Raw genomic sequence first — 13624 nt, 5'->3', positions numbered from 1 at the left:
AGTGGCGATCGCTGCGAGCTGCTCTGATGTCGCCGTCCGGTGCCAGCGCTCGGGCAGGCCGGCGCCGAGGATGTCGGGCCGACCAGCTCATCAAGTTCCTCCATCGAGACCACCACCTGGTCCCTCGCGCTGCCGGCTGCCGTGCTCTCGTCGCCGTGACGCAGCACTCGCCACGCCGCGCGTAGTCGACGCCCGAGCTCACGCATCGACGCCTCCTGCGGGCACCGATCGGGCAGCGACCCACAACCAGCGCCAGCGGTGTCGCCGCCGGCGCCGGCTGCGCCGGACGATCGGGCACCAGGGGTGGCTTGCACGAGAGGCGAGAGTGCTTAGCAGTGGGCGTCGCCATTCGTCCGACGTCGCGCCGGCGCGACCGGTGAGGGGTTTACAGTCGGCGGATGCGTATGCTGCTCGCCACGAGTGCCGTCGTCCTGCTGCTGTGTTCGACAGCGGAGGCGGCGAGCCGGGCCACGTATCTACCGTGCTCAACGTCCAACGGGGCCCGCGGCCTCGTGCCAAAGCAGAAGCCGTCATCGTGCCTCACCTTGGACCCGACGGCCTCGCTGGCTGGCTCTGTGGATCTCGTCAAGCTCAGGTGGCGCCACTGGGGAGCGACCACGGCAACGGCCACCGCGATGTCGCTGAGCTTCCATCTGCCGCGAGAACGCGTCCCGATGACCGTCAGCGCGAGCCGCTGGGAGTACGACAGTGCCGGTCACCGGTACTACAGCCATCTTCGGGTCCGATCGCGCTACGGCACCGGCGACCTCTGGCTCGCGCCGGGGTCGGTCTACCCGGAGTACCGCCTCATCTTCCGAGACGGGGTGCGCACGTATCTCGGCGAGAGCGCGCTCGCGGTGGTGCGTGTGTCCAACAACACGCAGTGCAACTTCGGGTCGCCCGGCGTCTGGCGATGCACCACGACCGCCGAGGCGCCCGATGGCTGCAGCTACGACATGAAGGGGCATTTCGATCGCGAGTACGACCTGACGATCGACACCGCCACTCCATCCGCAGACAACACGCTGGACTGCGGCCCGCCCGTGCGCCAGCCGTAGCCCGCACGAGTCGAGATGCTGCTCACGCATCGGGGGCTGCGGCCGGAACGCCCGCATCGAGTACGAGCTGCCACTCGCTGAGCGCGGCCTCACGCGCGAGCTGAGCCTCGTGGCCCTTTTCGACGATCTCCTGCAGCCGGCTGATGGTGGACGCCACGGTGAGCCGAAGCCGGCTGCGCAGTTCCTCGTCGCCCTGGGCAAACGCGTCGAGCGCGGCCACGGAGTCGGCGGGCGAGACGTGCTCGTGAGCCGCGACCACCTCACCGTCGACCTGGATTGACACCGCGGCGCGCGGCGGATCGGCCGTGTCATCGAGGATCAGCGTGGCCGTGATCGTGTGCATCAGGCCACCCGCACGATCGGGGTCAGCGCCAGATAGGGCTGCATGTTGTTGTGGGCCGCGTCGGCGTTGCGAGCGATCAGCGGATGCGTGTGGCGCGTCGAAGCGCCAGCGGTCGCGGAGAACTGCTCGATCTCACGACCCGCGCCACCGGGAAGCTGCCAGTTCTGGAAACTTGCGCTGTCGCGCAGCGCGGTGCCGCCAAGGCCGTGAGTGTGGTCCGGCGTGTCGTTTCCAGTGCTGCCGTTGCCGTTGACGCCGGACTCGGCTGCTGTCGACAGGTGGCGTTCCTCGCCGCCGCCCTGGCCGACAGCGCGCGGGTTGTTAGGGATACGCGTCGCCGATGGGTCGCGACCAACGGCCGTACGGCCCACGAGGTCCGGGACGTTGACGGTCGTAGAGCCGTTCCCGGCGCCGTGCAAGGTTCCGATGAGACTCATGTACAGCGGGTAGGTGCTGCGGCTGATGGCCTGGCCGTTGGCTTCGACGTGTGTGCCGCCGCTCGGCGCGCCAGCGCCCGCCCACCACGTGACGTTGCCGATGGGCTCGTTCAGCGCGATCCATCCGGTGCCGTAGTCCAGGAACGTGACGCCGAGGTCGGTGGCGTAGTAGTGGCGTCCGAGCTTGCCAGGAGATGGCGCCGTCGAGGGCGGACGGCTGGCGAGCGGACCGCTATCGACGGGCGCAAGCAAGGGATCGATCGCGCCAGTTAGCGCGACCGTGTACTCGTCGATGGTGTTGGCGATGTCGGTGCCTGCCATCGTCGGCAGGCTCCACTTCGCGGAAGGGGTTCCAGGCATGGTGTTCTCCTAGGTGACGTTCGGAAGGGTCATGGAGTCGATGGCGGCGGTGATCGCGTTGAACGTGCGGGTCGCTTCGTCGACGATCGCCTCGTCGGTTACGACGTGGGTCAGGACGATCCCAATGCGCTTGGCCGACATCAGGTCGGCCTTCGTGGCGATGGGGTCGGGTGTCTCGCTCGTTCGGGTGACGGCTGTCAGGTTGTAGGCGTTGCCGCCGACGCGTTCGAGGACCCGGACGCTTTTGGTGCCCGTGAGGTGGCGGGCGCCCGCCCGCTTGAGCGCGTCCACGCTGCCGCGGTGCTGACCCTCGGCCGAGCGAATCCATGCGCGCTGCTCGGCCTCGGCGAGTCCCGCGGGGATGACCACGCCCTTGAACTGCGCCAGCCACGGCAGCGCAACTGCGGGGCAGCGGTCGATGTCGAGCAGGACGCTGTAGCCGGGGCCGTCGTCGGAGTCGCGCACCCACGACGCGACCTCTTCCAACGGCTTGTACTTGGCGGCGACGTAGTGGGCCAGCGGCCACCCGTAGGCCTCGTCGTCGCGGGCGAGCGGACGAAGCTGCTGGTAGATCTCGGCCGCGACCGCACCCATGCTCGGGACGGGCATCAGCTACACCGCCCGTCACCGGTCGGCTCGAAGACCATGATGATCTTCGCGTCCGGCCCCGCGTCGGCCTGGAACTGCACCATCCCCAAGCCCAGGACCACCCCGCCGACCTCGACCGCGACGCGCCCCGGCGGCAGCTCGTTGAAGCCGGTGCCCATCATGGTCCGGCCGGCGTCCTCGACGAACACCCACACCGAGCCGTCTGACGGAAACGTCACCCGGTCGACGCAGCCCTGCAGCTGCACCGGGTCGACGGCACGCGCGAGTCCGCTGCAGTCGACCTCGACGAGCTGTTCGCCATCGTCGACGACGGCCGTCTGACCTCGCCACGACACGACGGTCATGCGATCCTCCCCATGCTTGTATGTGCGATGCGACCGGTGCCCGGCCGCCCTGTGATGACCGGCCAGCGGCCGGCGTGCCCGCGGGTTCCGTTGAAGCGCACACTGGCCGCGCTGCTACCAACGGCGGTCTCGTGGCCGGTCGCAGCGGCCGCCAGGACGAGGGTGACCGCGCCCGAGTTGCGGCCGTTCTTGCGCCCGGTCGCGCTGCTGAGGAACCGCACGGTGGCTGCGCTGGGGCCGAGGCGCGGCGCGGCGCCCGTTCCTATGGCCTGGACCGAGAACCGAACGACGGCAGCTGCGGCGCCGGAAGCGGTCTTGCGGCCAGCATGCGCTGGGGAGAGGTGCACCGCCGCCGCGGCGTTCGCTCCGGTGGACTTGCGTCCGGTCGCGGCGGCGGCGAGCTTCAACGAGGAGCTGGATGGTCCACCGTGCGGCGACGCCGAGCCGGCCGCCGTGGTGGCGAACCGGACGGTCGCGGCTGCGGCCGCCTGTGCGGTCTTGCGGCCCGCGACCACCGATGACAACCGGACGGTGGTCGCACTTGGCCCGCCCTGGGCACCCCACGCGAAGCCGGCTGGATCAGCGACCACCGTGATGCCCGCCGAGCGCGCGAGCTCGTCGCCTCCGTTGCCTGTGCGGTCGCTGCGCGAGCCAATCGCATCGAACCCCAACAGCCACGCGTTAGGGCCGGTGAACACCGCGTCCCACGACGCGATGCTCGTCAGGCTCAACGTCTGGACGGTGGCGCCGGTGAGCTGCGACTTGATCGCTCCGACGCAGACGATGTCGAAGTTCGCGTCGTCACCGAGGCCCGGCTCGTTGCCGACAATGTGCCGGAACCCTGCGCCCGCGTTGAGGGTGAAGACGGCAGACAGCGTCTCGGACTCGGACTGCCATGCGCCCGCCCCCGTCTTCCACCACCACGTCCAGCCGCTCGCTGTGCCGTCCCAGGTGAACCCGACGATCATCCAGTTCGAGGTGTCGGCGAACGTCGCGGCCGTCGCGTACCCGGCCCCGTTGCCCAGGTAGCCGCTGAGGTGGTCGGTCGGGTCGAACTCGAGCCAGTCGTGGGCGATCGACGTGTTGCCCTGGTCCATCGTGTAGACGCCATGCCACGCCGTCGATCCGCCGGTCGCGTTGCGCTTGACCAGCGCAAAGGCGCTGGCCGGAGCCCCGCGCACGTTGTAGCCGTTGAAGGCACCGACAGAGGCGCGCAGGAACGGGTCGGTGCCGTTGAGCCGGTAGGCCATCAGCGACCCGCCATGTCGTCGATGAGGATCAGCGCGGCAGGCGTTGAACGGCCACCGAGCGGGCACCGCCCGGCGTCTGCCGAGCATGGCAGGTGACGGCGAGCCGCTCTGTGGCTAGCCGCCGGTGCGATCGAACGCCTGCGTGCGACGCGAGCGACCGCGGCTCCGGCGCCGTCCGACCCGAGGTGCACGGTGCAGTCATGACGACCGAACAGCTGCGGCAGAACCAGGTCCAGGACGAGCTCGCCAGCTTCCTTCTCGGGAAGAAGGTGGAGTCGATTGCCGCCGTCGATGGCGGCCGCGCCGTTCACCTGCGCGTGACCGGCTGCGACCAGATCCTCGAGGTGCGCGCCGACGCCGAGCGGCTGCAACTGAGCGACGTCACGTCGCTCTACCACGACTGAGCACCTCACGCCGCCACCGCCTCGACGTCACAGTCGTCGACGCGCAGCCACCGCCGGGCGGCCGCGACAGTGATGTCGCTGACGTCGACCTGCCCGGCCGCGGGATCGCTGGCGCGGTCGCCGACGAGGCGTGCCACCTCGCCGATGATCCGCGCGAGCTCGGCGGCGGTGAGGCGCTCGTCCTCGACGAGGTCGCCGTAGTTGCCGCTGCTGTCGGTGACGGCCTGGCGCGCGCGCTGGTGCGCGCCGACCTGACCGACATGCCACATCCGAAGCTGCTCCAGCCACGGCACTTCTGTGCGTGGAATCCAGTCGCGGGACAACGGCGCGGGGGCGCTCATCGACGCTGTCCGATCGGGTCGGCCATGCCGCGCCGTGCCATCTGGGCGATCTCGTCGATGTGGTCGCGCAGGATCGCCTCGTGGCGGACGCGAAGCTCGCCGGGGTGCCCGACGTCGACCTTCATCAGCAGGGTCCGCTCATCGGCGATCCCGGCCCGCGCCCCCTGGTCGCGCAGCGCCTTCCAACCGCGCTCGCCGAGCAGATCATCAGGGCCTGCCGGCGCCGACGGACGCAGGCGCTCGGCCTCGTCCCGCAGCCGGCTGCTGTGCAACTTGTAGGTGTTGCGGTCATCGGCGAGCACCTTGTCGGCAAACGCCTCGGCCACGCGGTCGATCACGCCCGCAAGCGCGACGGCCGCAGACACCACGTTGGTCTCCGCGTCGGCGATCCGCTGGTCGCCACGAGCACGTTCCTCGGCGAGCGTCTTCTGCGCACGCTCGTAAGCCTCGTCACTGAGGTAGGGCATGCCGGGCGCGACCGGCGGGGCGCTCGGGATAGACCGGCGAGCGTCGATCGCGCGCTGAAGCGTCGTTCGCGCCCGGTTGTAGGCGCCCACCGCGCGGTCGTGCTCGCCGCTGAGGTCAACCGGCACCCGGTTGGGGTCCGTCGGACCGCCGCTCTCGAACGCGCGGACGTCGCTGGCCAGCCAGTCGTAGTCGAGGGGACCCGACGCGCGCGGCGATGATCCGGTCGCATACACGGTCATCACGCCACCTCGTCCAGATGCGGGAACAGGCCGGTGCTCGTCGGTTGGCCCGTGGGCGCGAATTTCGCCGCCGCGAGGCCGCCGTTGCTGGCGGAGGCCGTCAGCAGCCGCTCGGTGCCGGCGGGGTCCTCGTCGAACGCCTCACGCCAGCTCGTGCGGCCCGTGTCGGTCGCCGTGATCTTGCCAGCGTCGGCCGCGGCCGCGACGATCCGGTCACGCCGTGCGGCTTCGGCACCGTCGATCGCAGCCGATGCTTCGTCGAGCTGCGGGAACCAGCCGGTTGTGGTGATGGGGGTGGGCACGTCGTTCTCCTTCGTAGTTGTAGAACTTGCGTGGGTGGAGCTAAGGGCTGCGACGACATCGCCTGTCGATGCCGTCGCGGGAAGACCGAGTCGCGGCGCCAAGTCGGCCGCTGAGGCGGTCACGACCGTCACCGGGCGTGGCGCCGGCTCGCCGTTTGGGCCGGTGAACACCTCGATTCGGCGCCGAGTAGTTGAGGACGGCACGTTGTTGCTCCTTCTGTTGTTGATGATCTTGGTCACCGGGACGCTCCGAGCCCATAAACGCCCTGGAAGGGCGCGGGGGCGTACGCGCGCCCGGGCGGCAAGGTGGTGGTGATCGCCGACGCGGGAACATCGAGCGAAGAGGACGTCTGCCGCTCGGGCGACGCGAAGTCCGGCCGCCACGACGTCGCGAAGTCGCGGATCTCAGCCACGGCGTGCGCCAGCACACCGCTCTGAGCGTCATCCACGGCGCTGACGAACCACTGACGCGACACGTTGGTCTGACTCCAGGCCGACGACGCCGCCATCCGATGCTGAGCGAGGTAGGTCCGCTCGACCTCGTCGAGATGCGCAAGCAGCGTGCGCCCGACCTCGTCGACCACACTCGCCAGCCGCCCGTGGGCCTCCGCCACCGTCGACCAGGCCTCGTCCAGCCGGCCCCGACGCTCCTGGTCGGTCAGCCCGCGCGGACCGGGCGGGATCACCCGCCCCTCCACCAGCGCACGGCGACGCTCCCGCAACCACGCGTGGTACCCGTCGGCGAACACGGCGTCCTCGTCCTGGAGAGCGGCGAGCGTCGCCGGCACCTGCATCAACGCGACGACCCGACCACGCACCGCCGTTTCGTGACGCTCCCGGAGCGGCTCCAGCCAAGGGTGCTCGGACTGCTCGACCCACCCGCGGCGCCCTTGCGGCTGGATCAGCCCGATCAGGTGCGCGAGGATCTCGCCGCTGCTGCGACGGCCCTGACGTGTCTCGATCTCGGTCACGCGACGCCGCCGACGGCGCGGTGCTCGGCGGCAGCCGTCGGCGCGAGCGCGCGGAGACGCACCGCCTGCGCGACCGTGACCTTGTCCAGCGAGTGGGCGCCCACCTCGACGAGCAACCGGCCCAGATCCGCGACGCCAACCTGCAGGAACTCCGCGGCGAGCGCGTCTCGTTCGCTGAGGTCGAGCACTCGATCGTCGCTCGTTTCCTGCAAGTCCATGTGGTTCTCCTTGTCGGTGGTGTTGGTCATTTGGCTTGTCCTTCGGGTTGGGGCGCGTCGGCCGTCTCCGCATCGCGTGGTTCCCGGCCGTGGTCGGCCCGGTCGAGTCCGAGTTCCTCGCGCACGAGCGCACCGATCCGGCGCCGCTCGTCCGACGTGAACAACAGGGCCGCGAGCCCGGTGAGGTCGCCGAGCCGCTCGTCGAGCCGTGCGAGGTCGTCGTCGGTCATGCCGCACCCCCTCCATCGATCAGCATCAGGCGCCGCGTGACGACCTCGCGGGTGCGAGGCTCGTCGAGCGGCACACCGAGGTCACCGAGCACGCCACGGATCAGCTCGGCCATGGCCTGGCCGTGACGCTCGGCGACCGTCACGCGCCGTTCCTCGACACCCGCGGCCAGCGCGATCTTCGAGAAGTTCACGAGGCGGTCCATCGCCACCTGCCGCGCTCGGACCCAGACGTGCAGCTCGGGCGGTCCGGAGGTGACCTCCTCGACGGTTTCGGTCGCCGACTCGCCGTCCTTGCCATGCGATAGCGGCCGCCTCTTTCGGCTGACGATCGGGCCGACGGCGTCGTCGAGATAAAGCTCCGCGATCCGATCGCTGCAGTAGCGAACCTCGCCAGCGGCGATCCGGATGCACTGCAGGATCGCCTCGTGGGGCTCGATCTCGAGCGGAATGCCCATCGCGGTCGCCTCGACGCGGGCGACTGCGAGGGCGCCGCTCATCTCGGCCTGCGGCGATGCGCCGCCGTGGAGCTTGCACCGTGAGTAGCCCGGATGTCCCGTGCCCCATCCGGCTGGTCGCCGGCACCCGGTGCCGGCCGTGGTCTTCGCTCCGCAGACGGCAGAGTCATGCGGCATGGCGGCCTCCTAGTTGGCCTCGGACGGGCAGCAACTCGACGTCGCTGCCCGAAGTGGTCGATCGACGGCGGCGCGATGCCGCCCGTGGAGTCGGATCTGTCGCCAGCGGCCGCTCGCTCACAGAGCGAGAGGCCCACGCCGCGCGGGCACGCTCGAGGTCGAACCGCAGCCGCGGCCGCGGCCCGTCGCCCATGCGCTGACCGCCGAGGATCTCGGCGTGCTCGCGCACCCACGGTGCCGACATCCCGATCTCTTGAGCGACCGTCGCGGCATCAACGAGACAGCGACCCGTGACGGGCGCCGACGAGTAGTCCGGCACCAACCGGATTGCCACACCGCCAGGAGCGAGCACCGTCAAGCCGCCCGCGAAGAGGTCGGCGAGCTGGTCGGGCGCGAGGCGGATCTCCTGGGCGACGCTGCCAAGGGGTCCGGCGCTGTCATGGGGTGGCCGGCTCATGCGGCTTCCTCGGCGAAGACGTCGGCGGTGAGGGCGCTAACGGGAGTCGAGGTCTCTGCACGTTCTGCTGCACCCGCCCCCTTAAGGGGGTTGGGGCGGGTTGCAGCGTCGGCGTGCAGTGCCGTGTAGTCATCGTGCAGCGGATCCCTAGGGGTTCGTGCAGGACCGTGTAGCGACCGTGTAGCTACACGGTCCTCTGCACGCTCTGCACGGTCGTCTGCTGAGTAGACGTACGTGATGGGCGCTCGCGGCGCCGCTGGCGGGTCCTTGTAGGCGACGCCGTTGGCGACGAGGTTGTCGAGCTTGCGGCGGACCTTCTCGACGACGTTGCGGCTCGGTGTGGGCCCGTGGAGGATGGCCGCCGCCTCGGGAGCGGTGAGGCGCCACTCGGCCGCGAGGACGTCTCGGATGCTGCGCTCGCGCTCCACGGTGCTCGTGCCGGTGGCGTGGTCGTGGACGACCGTCAGCGGCCCGACCTCGTCTGCGGGCTGCTTGAGGTGCTTGAGCTCGACGACGGCGTCTCCGGCCTGGCCCTTGAGGAGCAGGACGCTGCCGGCTCCCGCGGTGATCCACGTCGACCCGTAGACGTCTTCGAGCTTGTCCGGGTTCTTGTTGTCCCCGTTGGCCTTGCGCTGATGGTGGAGGGCGCAGACCTCGATGCCGGCCTCGTTGAGCGCGGCCATGCACGCCTTGACGGCCGAGCCGACCTCGTCGCTGGTGAGCGGCGAGGCGATGTCCTTGAGGCTGTCGATGATGACGGTGTCGACGCCCTGGGCGGCGGCGTCGAGCGCGAGCTGACCGGGGTTGTCGACCAGGTTGTAGGGCAACGGCCCGCGCCAGACGACGAGAAGCTCGCCGACCATCTTTCGATGCTCGGGACGGAACAGGCGTCGCATCGAGCGAGCGATCTGCGCGGGGCGATCGCAGGCGAGGTACAGCACACGCTTGGTGCTCGGGGCGACGATATGGTCGAGCACTTCGAGGTCGCCGAAGAGCCCCATCCGGGCGCGCATGACCTGCTGGATCAGCGTCGACTTGCCGACACCGGGCGGTCCGCACAGCAGGAGCGGTTCGCCTTTGGCCCAGAGGACGCCGTTGCCCTCGTCTCCCCAGACCGCCGGCACGTGTTCGGGTGCGTCGAGGATGAACGCGCCGCCGTCGACCAGCGGGCTCATGAGGTTGGCTCCTCGACGACGTGGACCCGGAGTCGTCCGGCCGGGCTCTCGGTGATGCGGCCGTCGGCGACGAGGTCGGCGATCGCGGCGCCGAGGATGTCGGGCCGCCAGCGTGCGAACTCCGGCAGAGCCCGCGGCAGGTCGTCGACGCACGTGGCTGCGGGGCTCTTGAGCAGCGCGGCGTGCAGGATCTGCGCCCGCGCCTCCGCGACGCTGAGCGAGGTAATCACGCCTCCTCCCAGCCCAACACGGCGGACCTCGGGGGCGGCGCCAGCAGCTGGTCCGAGGCATCGGGCGCGTTGACCGGCATGGACGCCGTGACGAAGTGCTGCTCCCGCAGCACATACCGAGCGACGCGCGCGTCGCCCTTGTGCTCGAACAGCGTCACGATCGTCACGCCGTGACGCGAACGGAGCTCGTCCACGCGGGCGGCCAAGCGCAGGATGGGCGGGCCGCCGTCCGCGACGTCGGGCAGCAGGAAGTCCGCCGCGGTGATGCCCAGCTCGCCGCGTCGGCGCAGGAGCTGCTCGACCCGGGCGGTCTGCGTCATGCGCTGGCGCTTCATGCGACCACCGCCACGAGGCACAGAACCCGGCCGCGCCCGTCGCCACGGCCCGAGCCCTGGCGCGTAGACGACGGGTAGCGACCATGCCGCGCACCGAAACCGGGCGCGACGAAGAGCCACCCGTCAGGGCAGCGGAAGAGCGTATGGAGGGCGCGAGCGGTGCTCGTCGCCGTGAGGTGGATGGAATGCCGGCTTCGTCCGCCGGCGGGGCCTAGATGGCCTGGTGGGCCAGGGTCGTCTGACGCCGAGGGCGTCGAGACAGCGCGCCGGCGAGCGGCCGGACGCCCGGCGCCGCGAGCGCGAGCGCCACGCTGACGCGCGCACGTCGACCGACGATCGACGCGGAAGGAGCGGCGTAGGATCTTGGCCCGGCGTCGGCGCTCCCGGTCGACGCGGACACCATCGCCGGTAGAGATACGCCACCGGTCGCGAGCGTCGTCCATCATCTCGGACGCCTCCATGTGGGCGTCCTGCAGGCACCGGCGAACCTTCTGCAGCTCGTCTGAGCAATCGCCAGTGTCCGGGTGTACGGCATCGAAGGATGCGAGCTCGTCGCACAGCCGACCGAACCACTCGTAGGTGGCGATGTGTCGTTGAAGCCGGTCCAGTCCGGCGAGCGCGGGCCGGAGTCCGAGGAGATCCTCGAGCCAGCTGGCGCCGAAGACCGGCGGAGCGGGTGCGACCTTAGGCGAGGTCTGGCTCATGGCGGTGGGTGGTGATCATCGTTGGTGTCCTCTTTCCATCTTGGTCGGAGAGCCTGAGCCCTCGCAGGGGACTGTCGCAGGCTCGGCGGACGTCTTCGCTTCAGAACGACCGCGGCCCCCAGGACGAAGGTCCCGGGGGCCGCTTGAAAGAGAGGTCACACCAATGACCTAACCGCCATCGTGGAAGCTAGCAAGCGTCGCCGACGGAGGAGGTGCGCAAGACGACCTCCATGGCCTGCCTCTCCAGCATGGCCTTCCATGGCCTCCGAGAAGCGTGATCCGCGAGAAGGAGCTGGCGTTCGACGCGCACGATCTCCGTGGCGGACAGCTGAGCCGCTGCGAACGCCGGATCGGTGAGCCGTCCGCGAAGGGCAGCGCGATGGCACCGTCACAACGAGAGGTCAGCGAGTTCCGCATCACGATGCGGAACTCTCACGGCGACCCTCTGAGGCGATGGGGCTTCCGGCGGATAACGCTTCCACGATCACGCAGCACTACGTGCTCGCAGACGCGCCCGATGAGCAGTTCGAGGAGGTGATCAACGAGGCCAAGGCCGAGGGCTTGAGCCGGGCGCCCTGACCATCGGTCCCGCGGGACCGATCCTCTTCATCGCGGTGAAGAGGATCTCCGCCGGCACGGTCCACGGGCCGGCCTCTCGCGAGGCAGGCGAGCGCTCGTTGGTCGAGTGCGCCCTGTCTCCAGGCGTCGTTTGCCAGGGCCGCCGACTCGAAGGCGTCGACGGTGCCCGCACAATGCCCGGACGTGCGTGAGCGTCGCTGAGCGTTGCAGCGATCCTTATTGTGGCGTAGTGTCGGCGCGCCCCGATGCCACGCCTCCTCCGAGCCACGTTCAGGACCCTCATCCTCGCCTTGATCGTCGGCCTGCTCGTTGCTCCCGCAGCCCCCGCTGCGCCAACGGGAGTTCGCAGCTGCGGCTCCGACCTCGACGCCGGCCGCCATGCGAGCTGCGCGTTCGCCCGCAGCGTCCGTGCCGCGTACCTCGACGCCGACGATGGGAGCGGAGACGAGCAGCTGAGCGTCGTGAGCCCAACGACCGGCAAGCGCTACGACGTGTCCTGCGCCGCGTCCGCGTCAACGGTCGAGTGCACGGCGGGCACCAACGCCTACATCAAGTTTCCGAGCGCCAGCGCGGCCGAGGTCGCCCCGCCCGCGGCTCAGGCGCCCGCGCGCTCCGTCGCGCCCCCAGCACGTCCGTCGATCACCGACCAGGAGTCCCCGAACATGGACGACAACAGCAACGCCATCCTCGCTCTCGCGATCGTCGCCGGCGTGCTCGTTTGGGTGGTGCCAAGCATCCTCGTCGCCGCGCACGCAAGCCGCAACGGCTTCCGGTTCGGCTCGTTCCTCGTCGTCGCGCTGTTCCTCAGCTGGCCGCTCGCTCTCTTCGGCGATGTCCTGTTCGGGGCCCGGTCGCCGCTGGTCCGTCAGCGGGTAACTGTGTCCGAACCGCAGGAGGCTCCGACGCTCGTGACATCGTGAGTCGCGTTCAGCCCAAGAGCCATGGAGACCGCACCGCGAACACGTCGCTGCCGGAGCTGGTCACCCGTCAAGAGCTAGCCGAGATCATGCGCGTGTCCGTCCCGACGATCGACCGGATGCGTCGCGCCGGGATGCCGCACGTGACGTGGGGGCGGCGACTGGTCCGGTTCCGAGTGAAGGACGCGCTCGCGTGGGCTGAGCGCCAAGGCGCGACCGAGAACGGCGCCGATCTAGACTTGGCACCCATGCGGAGCCGGCCTCTCCAGTAGCTGCCGGGACGGCAGGCGCCTTCGACGCCCTTCGGAGGCCTCGCGTTGAGCGCTAGGGTCGTTCCATGAGCGAGCCTACGCACTGGACAATCCTGATCGACGGCAGCCCAGCACCAGTGTCGCCACCTGCTATGGACGACGACGGGATCGCACTGGCTCTGGCGGGGTCGCTCAGCGCGCAGCATCCAGACGCCCGTGTCACGGCGGTCCGGTGGTCTGGGGCTCCCGATGGTTGGGATCGGGGCGAGCACATCGGCGAGTTCGTCGCAGGTAAGCTGCTTCCCAAGAACGAGTGGACTTGACCTGCCTGCCCGACACGACGACCCACGTGGGGTGGTAGCCGCTTACGACTCGTCGGGTCGCACCGCACCTTCGCACGAGTCCTGAGATCGACTGGCGAGGTCCGGCGTTCGACAGCCGGGCTTGAGCGCGCGGCTGCGGCGACCGACGAGTTCAGCATGGGCCTCGCGTTGAGCCGGACCACCGGCGAGTCGATCGTGCTGCGCACACCGTCATCGAGGTAATGGCCACAGGCGCGACGACGGCGCGCGTCATCGTCGATGCGCCCGCGTAGGTCGAGATCCTGCGTGGCGAGCTGGTCGCCGGCAAGATCCCGGCGCTGAAGCTCGGCCGGCTCTACCGCTACAAGCCTGAGGCGATCGAGAGGTTCGAGAACGACGGGTCAGGCGGAAGGGTCGCCGGAGGTCTATGTCGAGGCTGACTAGCCGTGCGGATCGAAGCTAGCCGAA

The 13624-nt window shown here is 69.9% G+C and carries 20 protein-coding genes; 4 read left to right on the top strand and 16 right to left on the bottom strand.

Annotation, left to right across the window (positions count from 1 at the left end; genetic code table 11):
* Nucleotides 1–404 precede the first annotated feature (404 nt).
* Nucleotides 405–1058 carry a hypothetical protein gene (locus DSM104299_RS04965; protein ID WP_272476187.1) on the top strand — a complete coding sequence of 218 codons (654 nt, stop codon included), beginning with the start codon at nucleotides 405–407 and terminating at the stop codon, nucleotides 1056–1058.
* Nucleotides 1059–1080: 22 nt separating this feature from the next.
* Here DSM104299_RS04965 and DSM104299_RS04960 read toward each other — a convergent pair whose 3' ends face one another.
* From DSM104299_RS04960 to DSM104299_RS04940, 5 genes are read right to left on the bottom strand one after another with little or no spacing between them, the layout of a single operon-like run.
* Nucleotides 1081–1401: a hypothetical protein gene (locus DSM104299_RS04960; protein ID WP_272476186.1), complete on the bottom strand. Its 321-nt coding sequence runs from the start codon at nucleotides 1399–1401 to the stop codon at nucleotides 1081–1083.
* Complete coding sequence (locus DSM104299_RS04955) at nucleotides 1401–2159, bottom strand: phage tail protein (protein ID WP_272476185.1); 759 nt, start codon at nucleotides 2157–2159, stop codon at nucleotides 1401–1403. Before DSM104299_RS04955 ends, DSM104299_RS04960 begins: the two co-directional genes overlap by 1 nt.
* Nucleotides 2160–2207: 48 nt before the next feature.
* The gene (locus tag DSM104299_RS04950) at nucleotides 2208–2807 is read right to left on the bottom strand and encodes a phage tail protein (RefSeq protein ID WP_272476184.1); all 600 of its coding nucleotides are present in this window, start codon (nucleotides 2805–2807) and stop codon (nucleotides 2208–2210) included.
* The gene (locus DSM104299_RS04945; protein ID WP_272476183.1) at nucleotides 2807–3151 is read right to left on the bottom strand and encodes a hypothetical protein; all 345 of its coding nucleotides are present in this window, start codon (nucleotides 3149–3151) and stop codon (nucleotides 2807–2809) included. The genes DSM104299_RS04950 and DSM104299_RS04945 overlap by 1 nt, the downstream gene beginning before the upstream one ends.
* A complete protein-coding gene (locus DSM104299_RS04940) occupies nucleotides 3148–4401 on the bottom strand; it encodes a hypothetical protein (protein WP_272476182.1) in 1254 nt (417 codons plus the stop codon). The genes DSM104299_RS04945 and DSM104299_RS04940 overlap by 4 nt, the downstream gene beginning before the upstream one ends.
* 200 nt (nucleotides 4402–4601) lie before the next feature.
* Here DSM104299_RS04940 and DSM104299_RS04935 point away from each other — a divergent pair, with 200 nt between their 5' ends.
* The gene (locus DSM104299_RS04935; protein WP_272476181.1) at nucleotides 4602–4805 is read left to right on the top strand and encodes a hypothetical protein; all 204 of its coding nucleotides are present in this window, start codon (nucleotides 4602–4604) and stop codon (nucleotides 4803–4805) included.
* 5 nt (nucleotides 4806–4810) lie between these two features.
* Here DSM104299_RS04935 and DSM104299_RS04930 read toward each other — a convergent pair whose 3' ends face one another.
* From DSM104299_RS04930 to DSM104299_RS04880, 11 genes are all read right to left on the bottom strand, one after another.
* Nucleotides 4811–5074 (bottom strand): hypothetical protein, encoded by a 264-nt coding sequence (locus tag DSM104299_RS04930; protein WP_272476180.1) that lies wholly within the window; start codon nucleotides 5072–5074, stop codon nucleotides 4811–4813.
* Nucleotides 5075–5142: 68 nt separating this feature from the next.
* Nucleotides 5143–5703 carry a hypothetical protein gene (locus DSM104299_RS04925; RefSeq protein ID WP_272476179.1) on the bottom strand — a complete coding sequence of 187 codons (561 nt, stop codon included), beginning with the start codon at nucleotides 5701–5703 and terminating at the stop codon, nucleotides 5143–5145.
* A 149-nt stretch (nucleotides 5704–5852) separates the two neighbouring features.
* Nucleotides 5853–6395, bottom strand: coding sequence for a hypothetical protein (locus DSM104299_RS04920; RefSeq protein WP_272476178.1), 543 nt, complete (start codon nucleotides 6393–6395; stop codon nucleotides 5853–5855).
* Nucleotides 6392–7126, bottom strand: a complete 735-nt coding sequence (locus DSM104299_RS04915; RefSeq protein ID WP_272476177.1) for a hypothetical protein — start codon at nucleotides 7124–7126, stop codon at nucleotides 6392–6394. The genes DSM104299_RS04920 and DSM104299_RS04915 overlap by 4 nt, the downstream gene beginning before the upstream one ends.
* Nucleotides 7123–7374 (bottom strand): hypothetical protein, encoded by a 252-nt coding sequence (locus tag DSM104299_RS04910; protein WP_272476176.1) that lies wholly within the window; start codon nucleotides 7372–7374, stop codon nucleotides 7123–7125. The genes DSM104299_RS04915 and DSM104299_RS04910 overlap by 4 nt, the downstream gene beginning before the upstream one ends.
* The gene (locus DSM104299_RS04905; protein ID WP_272476175.1) at nucleotides 7371–7574 is read right to left on the bottom strand and encodes a hypothetical protein; all 204 of its coding nucleotides are present in this window, start codon (nucleotides 7572–7574) and stop codon (nucleotides 7371–7373) included. The genes DSM104299_RS04910 and DSM104299_RS04905 overlap by 4 nt, the downstream gene beginning before the upstream one ends.
* Nucleotides 7571–8071: a hypothetical protein gene (locus tag DSM104299_RS04900; protein WP_272476174.1), complete on the bottom strand. Its 501-nt coding sequence runs from the start codon at nucleotides 8069–8071 to the stop codon at nucleotides 7571–7573. Before DSM104299_RS04900 ends, DSM104299_RS04905 begins: the two co-directional genes overlap by 4 nt.
* Nucleotides 8072–8195: 124 nt before the next feature.
* Nucleotides 8196–8663, bottom strand: coding sequence for a hypothetical protein (locus tag DSM104299_RS04895; protein ID WP_272476173.1), 468 nt, complete (start codon nucleotides 8661–8663; stop codon nucleotides 8196–8198).
* Nucleotides 8660–9838 (bottom strand): AAA family ATPase, encoded by a 1179-nt coding sequence (locus tag DSM104299_RS04890; protein ID WP_272476172.1) that lies wholly within the window; start codon nucleotides 9836–9838, stop codon nucleotides 8660–8662. Before DSM104299_RS04890 ends, DSM104299_RS04895 begins: the two co-directional genes overlap by 4 nt.
* Nucleotides 9835–10068: a hypothetical protein gene (locus DSM104299_RS04885; RefSeq protein WP_272476171.1), complete on the bottom strand. Its 234-nt coding sequence runs from the start codon at nucleotides 10066–10068 to the stop codon at nucleotides 9835–9837. Before DSM104299_RS04885 ends, DSM104299_RS04890 begins: the two co-directional genes overlap by 4 nt.
* The gene (locus DSM104299_RS04880; protein WP_272476170.1) at nucleotides 10065–10403 is read right to left on the bottom strand and encodes a helix-turn-helix domain-containing protein; all 339 of its coding nucleotides are present in this window, start codon (nucleotides 10401–10403) and stop codon (nucleotides 10065–10067) included. The genes DSM104299_RS04885 and DSM104299_RS04880 overlap by 4 nt, the downstream gene beginning before the upstream one ends.
* 1157 nt (nucleotides 10404–11560) lie before the next feature.
* Here DSM104299_RS04880 and DSM104299_RS04875 point away from each other — a divergent pair.
* Together DSM104299_RS04875 and DSM104299_RS04870 are read left to right on the top strand one after the other, a co-directional pair.
* On the top strand, nucleotides 11561–11686 hold the full coding sequence (locus DSM104299_RS04875) for a hypothetical protein (RefSeq protein ID WP_272476169.1): 126 nt from the start codon (nucleotides 11561–11563) through the stop codon (nucleotides 11684–11686).
* A gap of 290 nt (nucleotides 11687–11976) precedes the next feature.
* Entirely contained in the window at nucleotides 11977–12606 is a 630-nt protein-coding gene (locus DSM104299_RS04870; RefSeq protein ID WP_272476168.1) for a hypothetical protein, read from the top strand.
* The last annotated feature ends 1018 nt before the right edge of the window (nucleotides 12607–13624 follow it).

The organism is Baekduia alba, from assembly GCF_028416635.1.
Classification (GTDB): Bacteria; Actinomycetota; Thermoleophilia; order Solirubrobacterales; family Solirubrobacteraceae; genus Baekduia; species Baekduia alba.
This window is presented reverse-complemented; position numbering and strand designations above follow the sequence as displayed.

Excerpts from the sequence above, each read along its gene's own strand:
- DSM104299_RS04965 (WP_272476187.1), top strand. The coding sequence starts at position 405 with ATGCTGCTCGCCACGAGTGCCGTCGTCCTGCTGCTGTGTTCGACAGCG.
- DSM104299_RS04960 (WP_272476186.1), bottom strand. The coding sequence starts at position 1,401 with ATGCACACGATCACGGCCACGCTGATCCTCGATGACACGGCCGATCCG.
- DSM104299_RS04955 (WP_272476185.1), bottom strand. The coding sequence starts at position 2,159 with ATGGCAGGCACCGACATCGCCAACACCATCGACGAGTACACGGTCGCG.
- DSM104299_RS04950 (WP_272476184.1), bottom strand. The coding sequence starts at position 2,807 with ATGCCCGTCCCGAGCATGGGTGCGGTCGCGGCCGAGATCTACCAGCAG.
- DSM104299_RS04945 (WP_272476183.1), bottom strand. The coding sequence starts at position 3,151 with ATGACCGTCGTGTCGTGGCGAGGTCAGACGGCCGTCGTCGACGATGGC.
- DSM104299_RS04940 (WP_272476182.1), bottom strand. The coding sequence starts at position 4,401 with ATGGCCTACCGGCTCAACGGCACCGACCCGTTCCTGCGCGCCTCTGTC.
- DSM104299_RS04935 (WP_272476181.1), top strand. The coding sequence starts at position 4,602 with ATGACGACCGAACAGCTGCGGCAGAACCAGGTCCAGGACGAGCTCGCC.
- DSM104299_RS04930 (WP_272476180.1), bottom strand. The coding sequence starts at position 5,074 with ATGTGGCATGTCGGTCAGGTCGGCGCGCACCAGCGCGCGCGCCAGGCC.
- DSM104299_RS04910 (WP_272476176.1), bottom strand. The coding sequence starts at position 7,374 with ATGACCAACACCACCGACAAGGAGAACCACATGGACTTGCAGGAAACG.
- DSM104299_RS04905 (WP_272476175.1), bottom strand. The coding sequence starts at position 7,574 with ATGACCGACGACGACCTCGCACGGCTCGACGAGCGGCTCGGCGACCTC.
- DSM104299_RS04900 (WP_272476174.1), bottom strand. The coding sequence starts at position 8,071 with ATGAGCGGCGCCCTCGCAGTCGCCCGCGTCGAGGCGACCGCGATGGGC.
- DSM104299_RS04895 (WP_272476173.1), bottom strand. The coding sequence starts at position 8,663 with ATGAGCCGGCCACCCCATGACAGCGCCGGACCCCTTGGCAGCGTCGCC.
- DSM104299_RS04890 (WP_272476172.1), bottom strand. The coding sequence starts at position 9,838 with ATGAGCCCGCTGGTCGACGGCGGCGCGTTCATCCTCGACGCACCCGAA.
- DSM104299_RS04880 (WP_272476170.1), bottom strand. The coding sequence starts at position 10,403 with ATGAAGCGCCAGCGCATGACGCAGACCGCCCGGGTCGAGCAGCTCCTG.
- DSM104299_RS04875 (WP_272476169.1), top strand. The coding sequence starts at position 11,561 with ATGGGGCTTCCGGCGGATAACGCTTCCACGATCACGCAGCACTACGTG.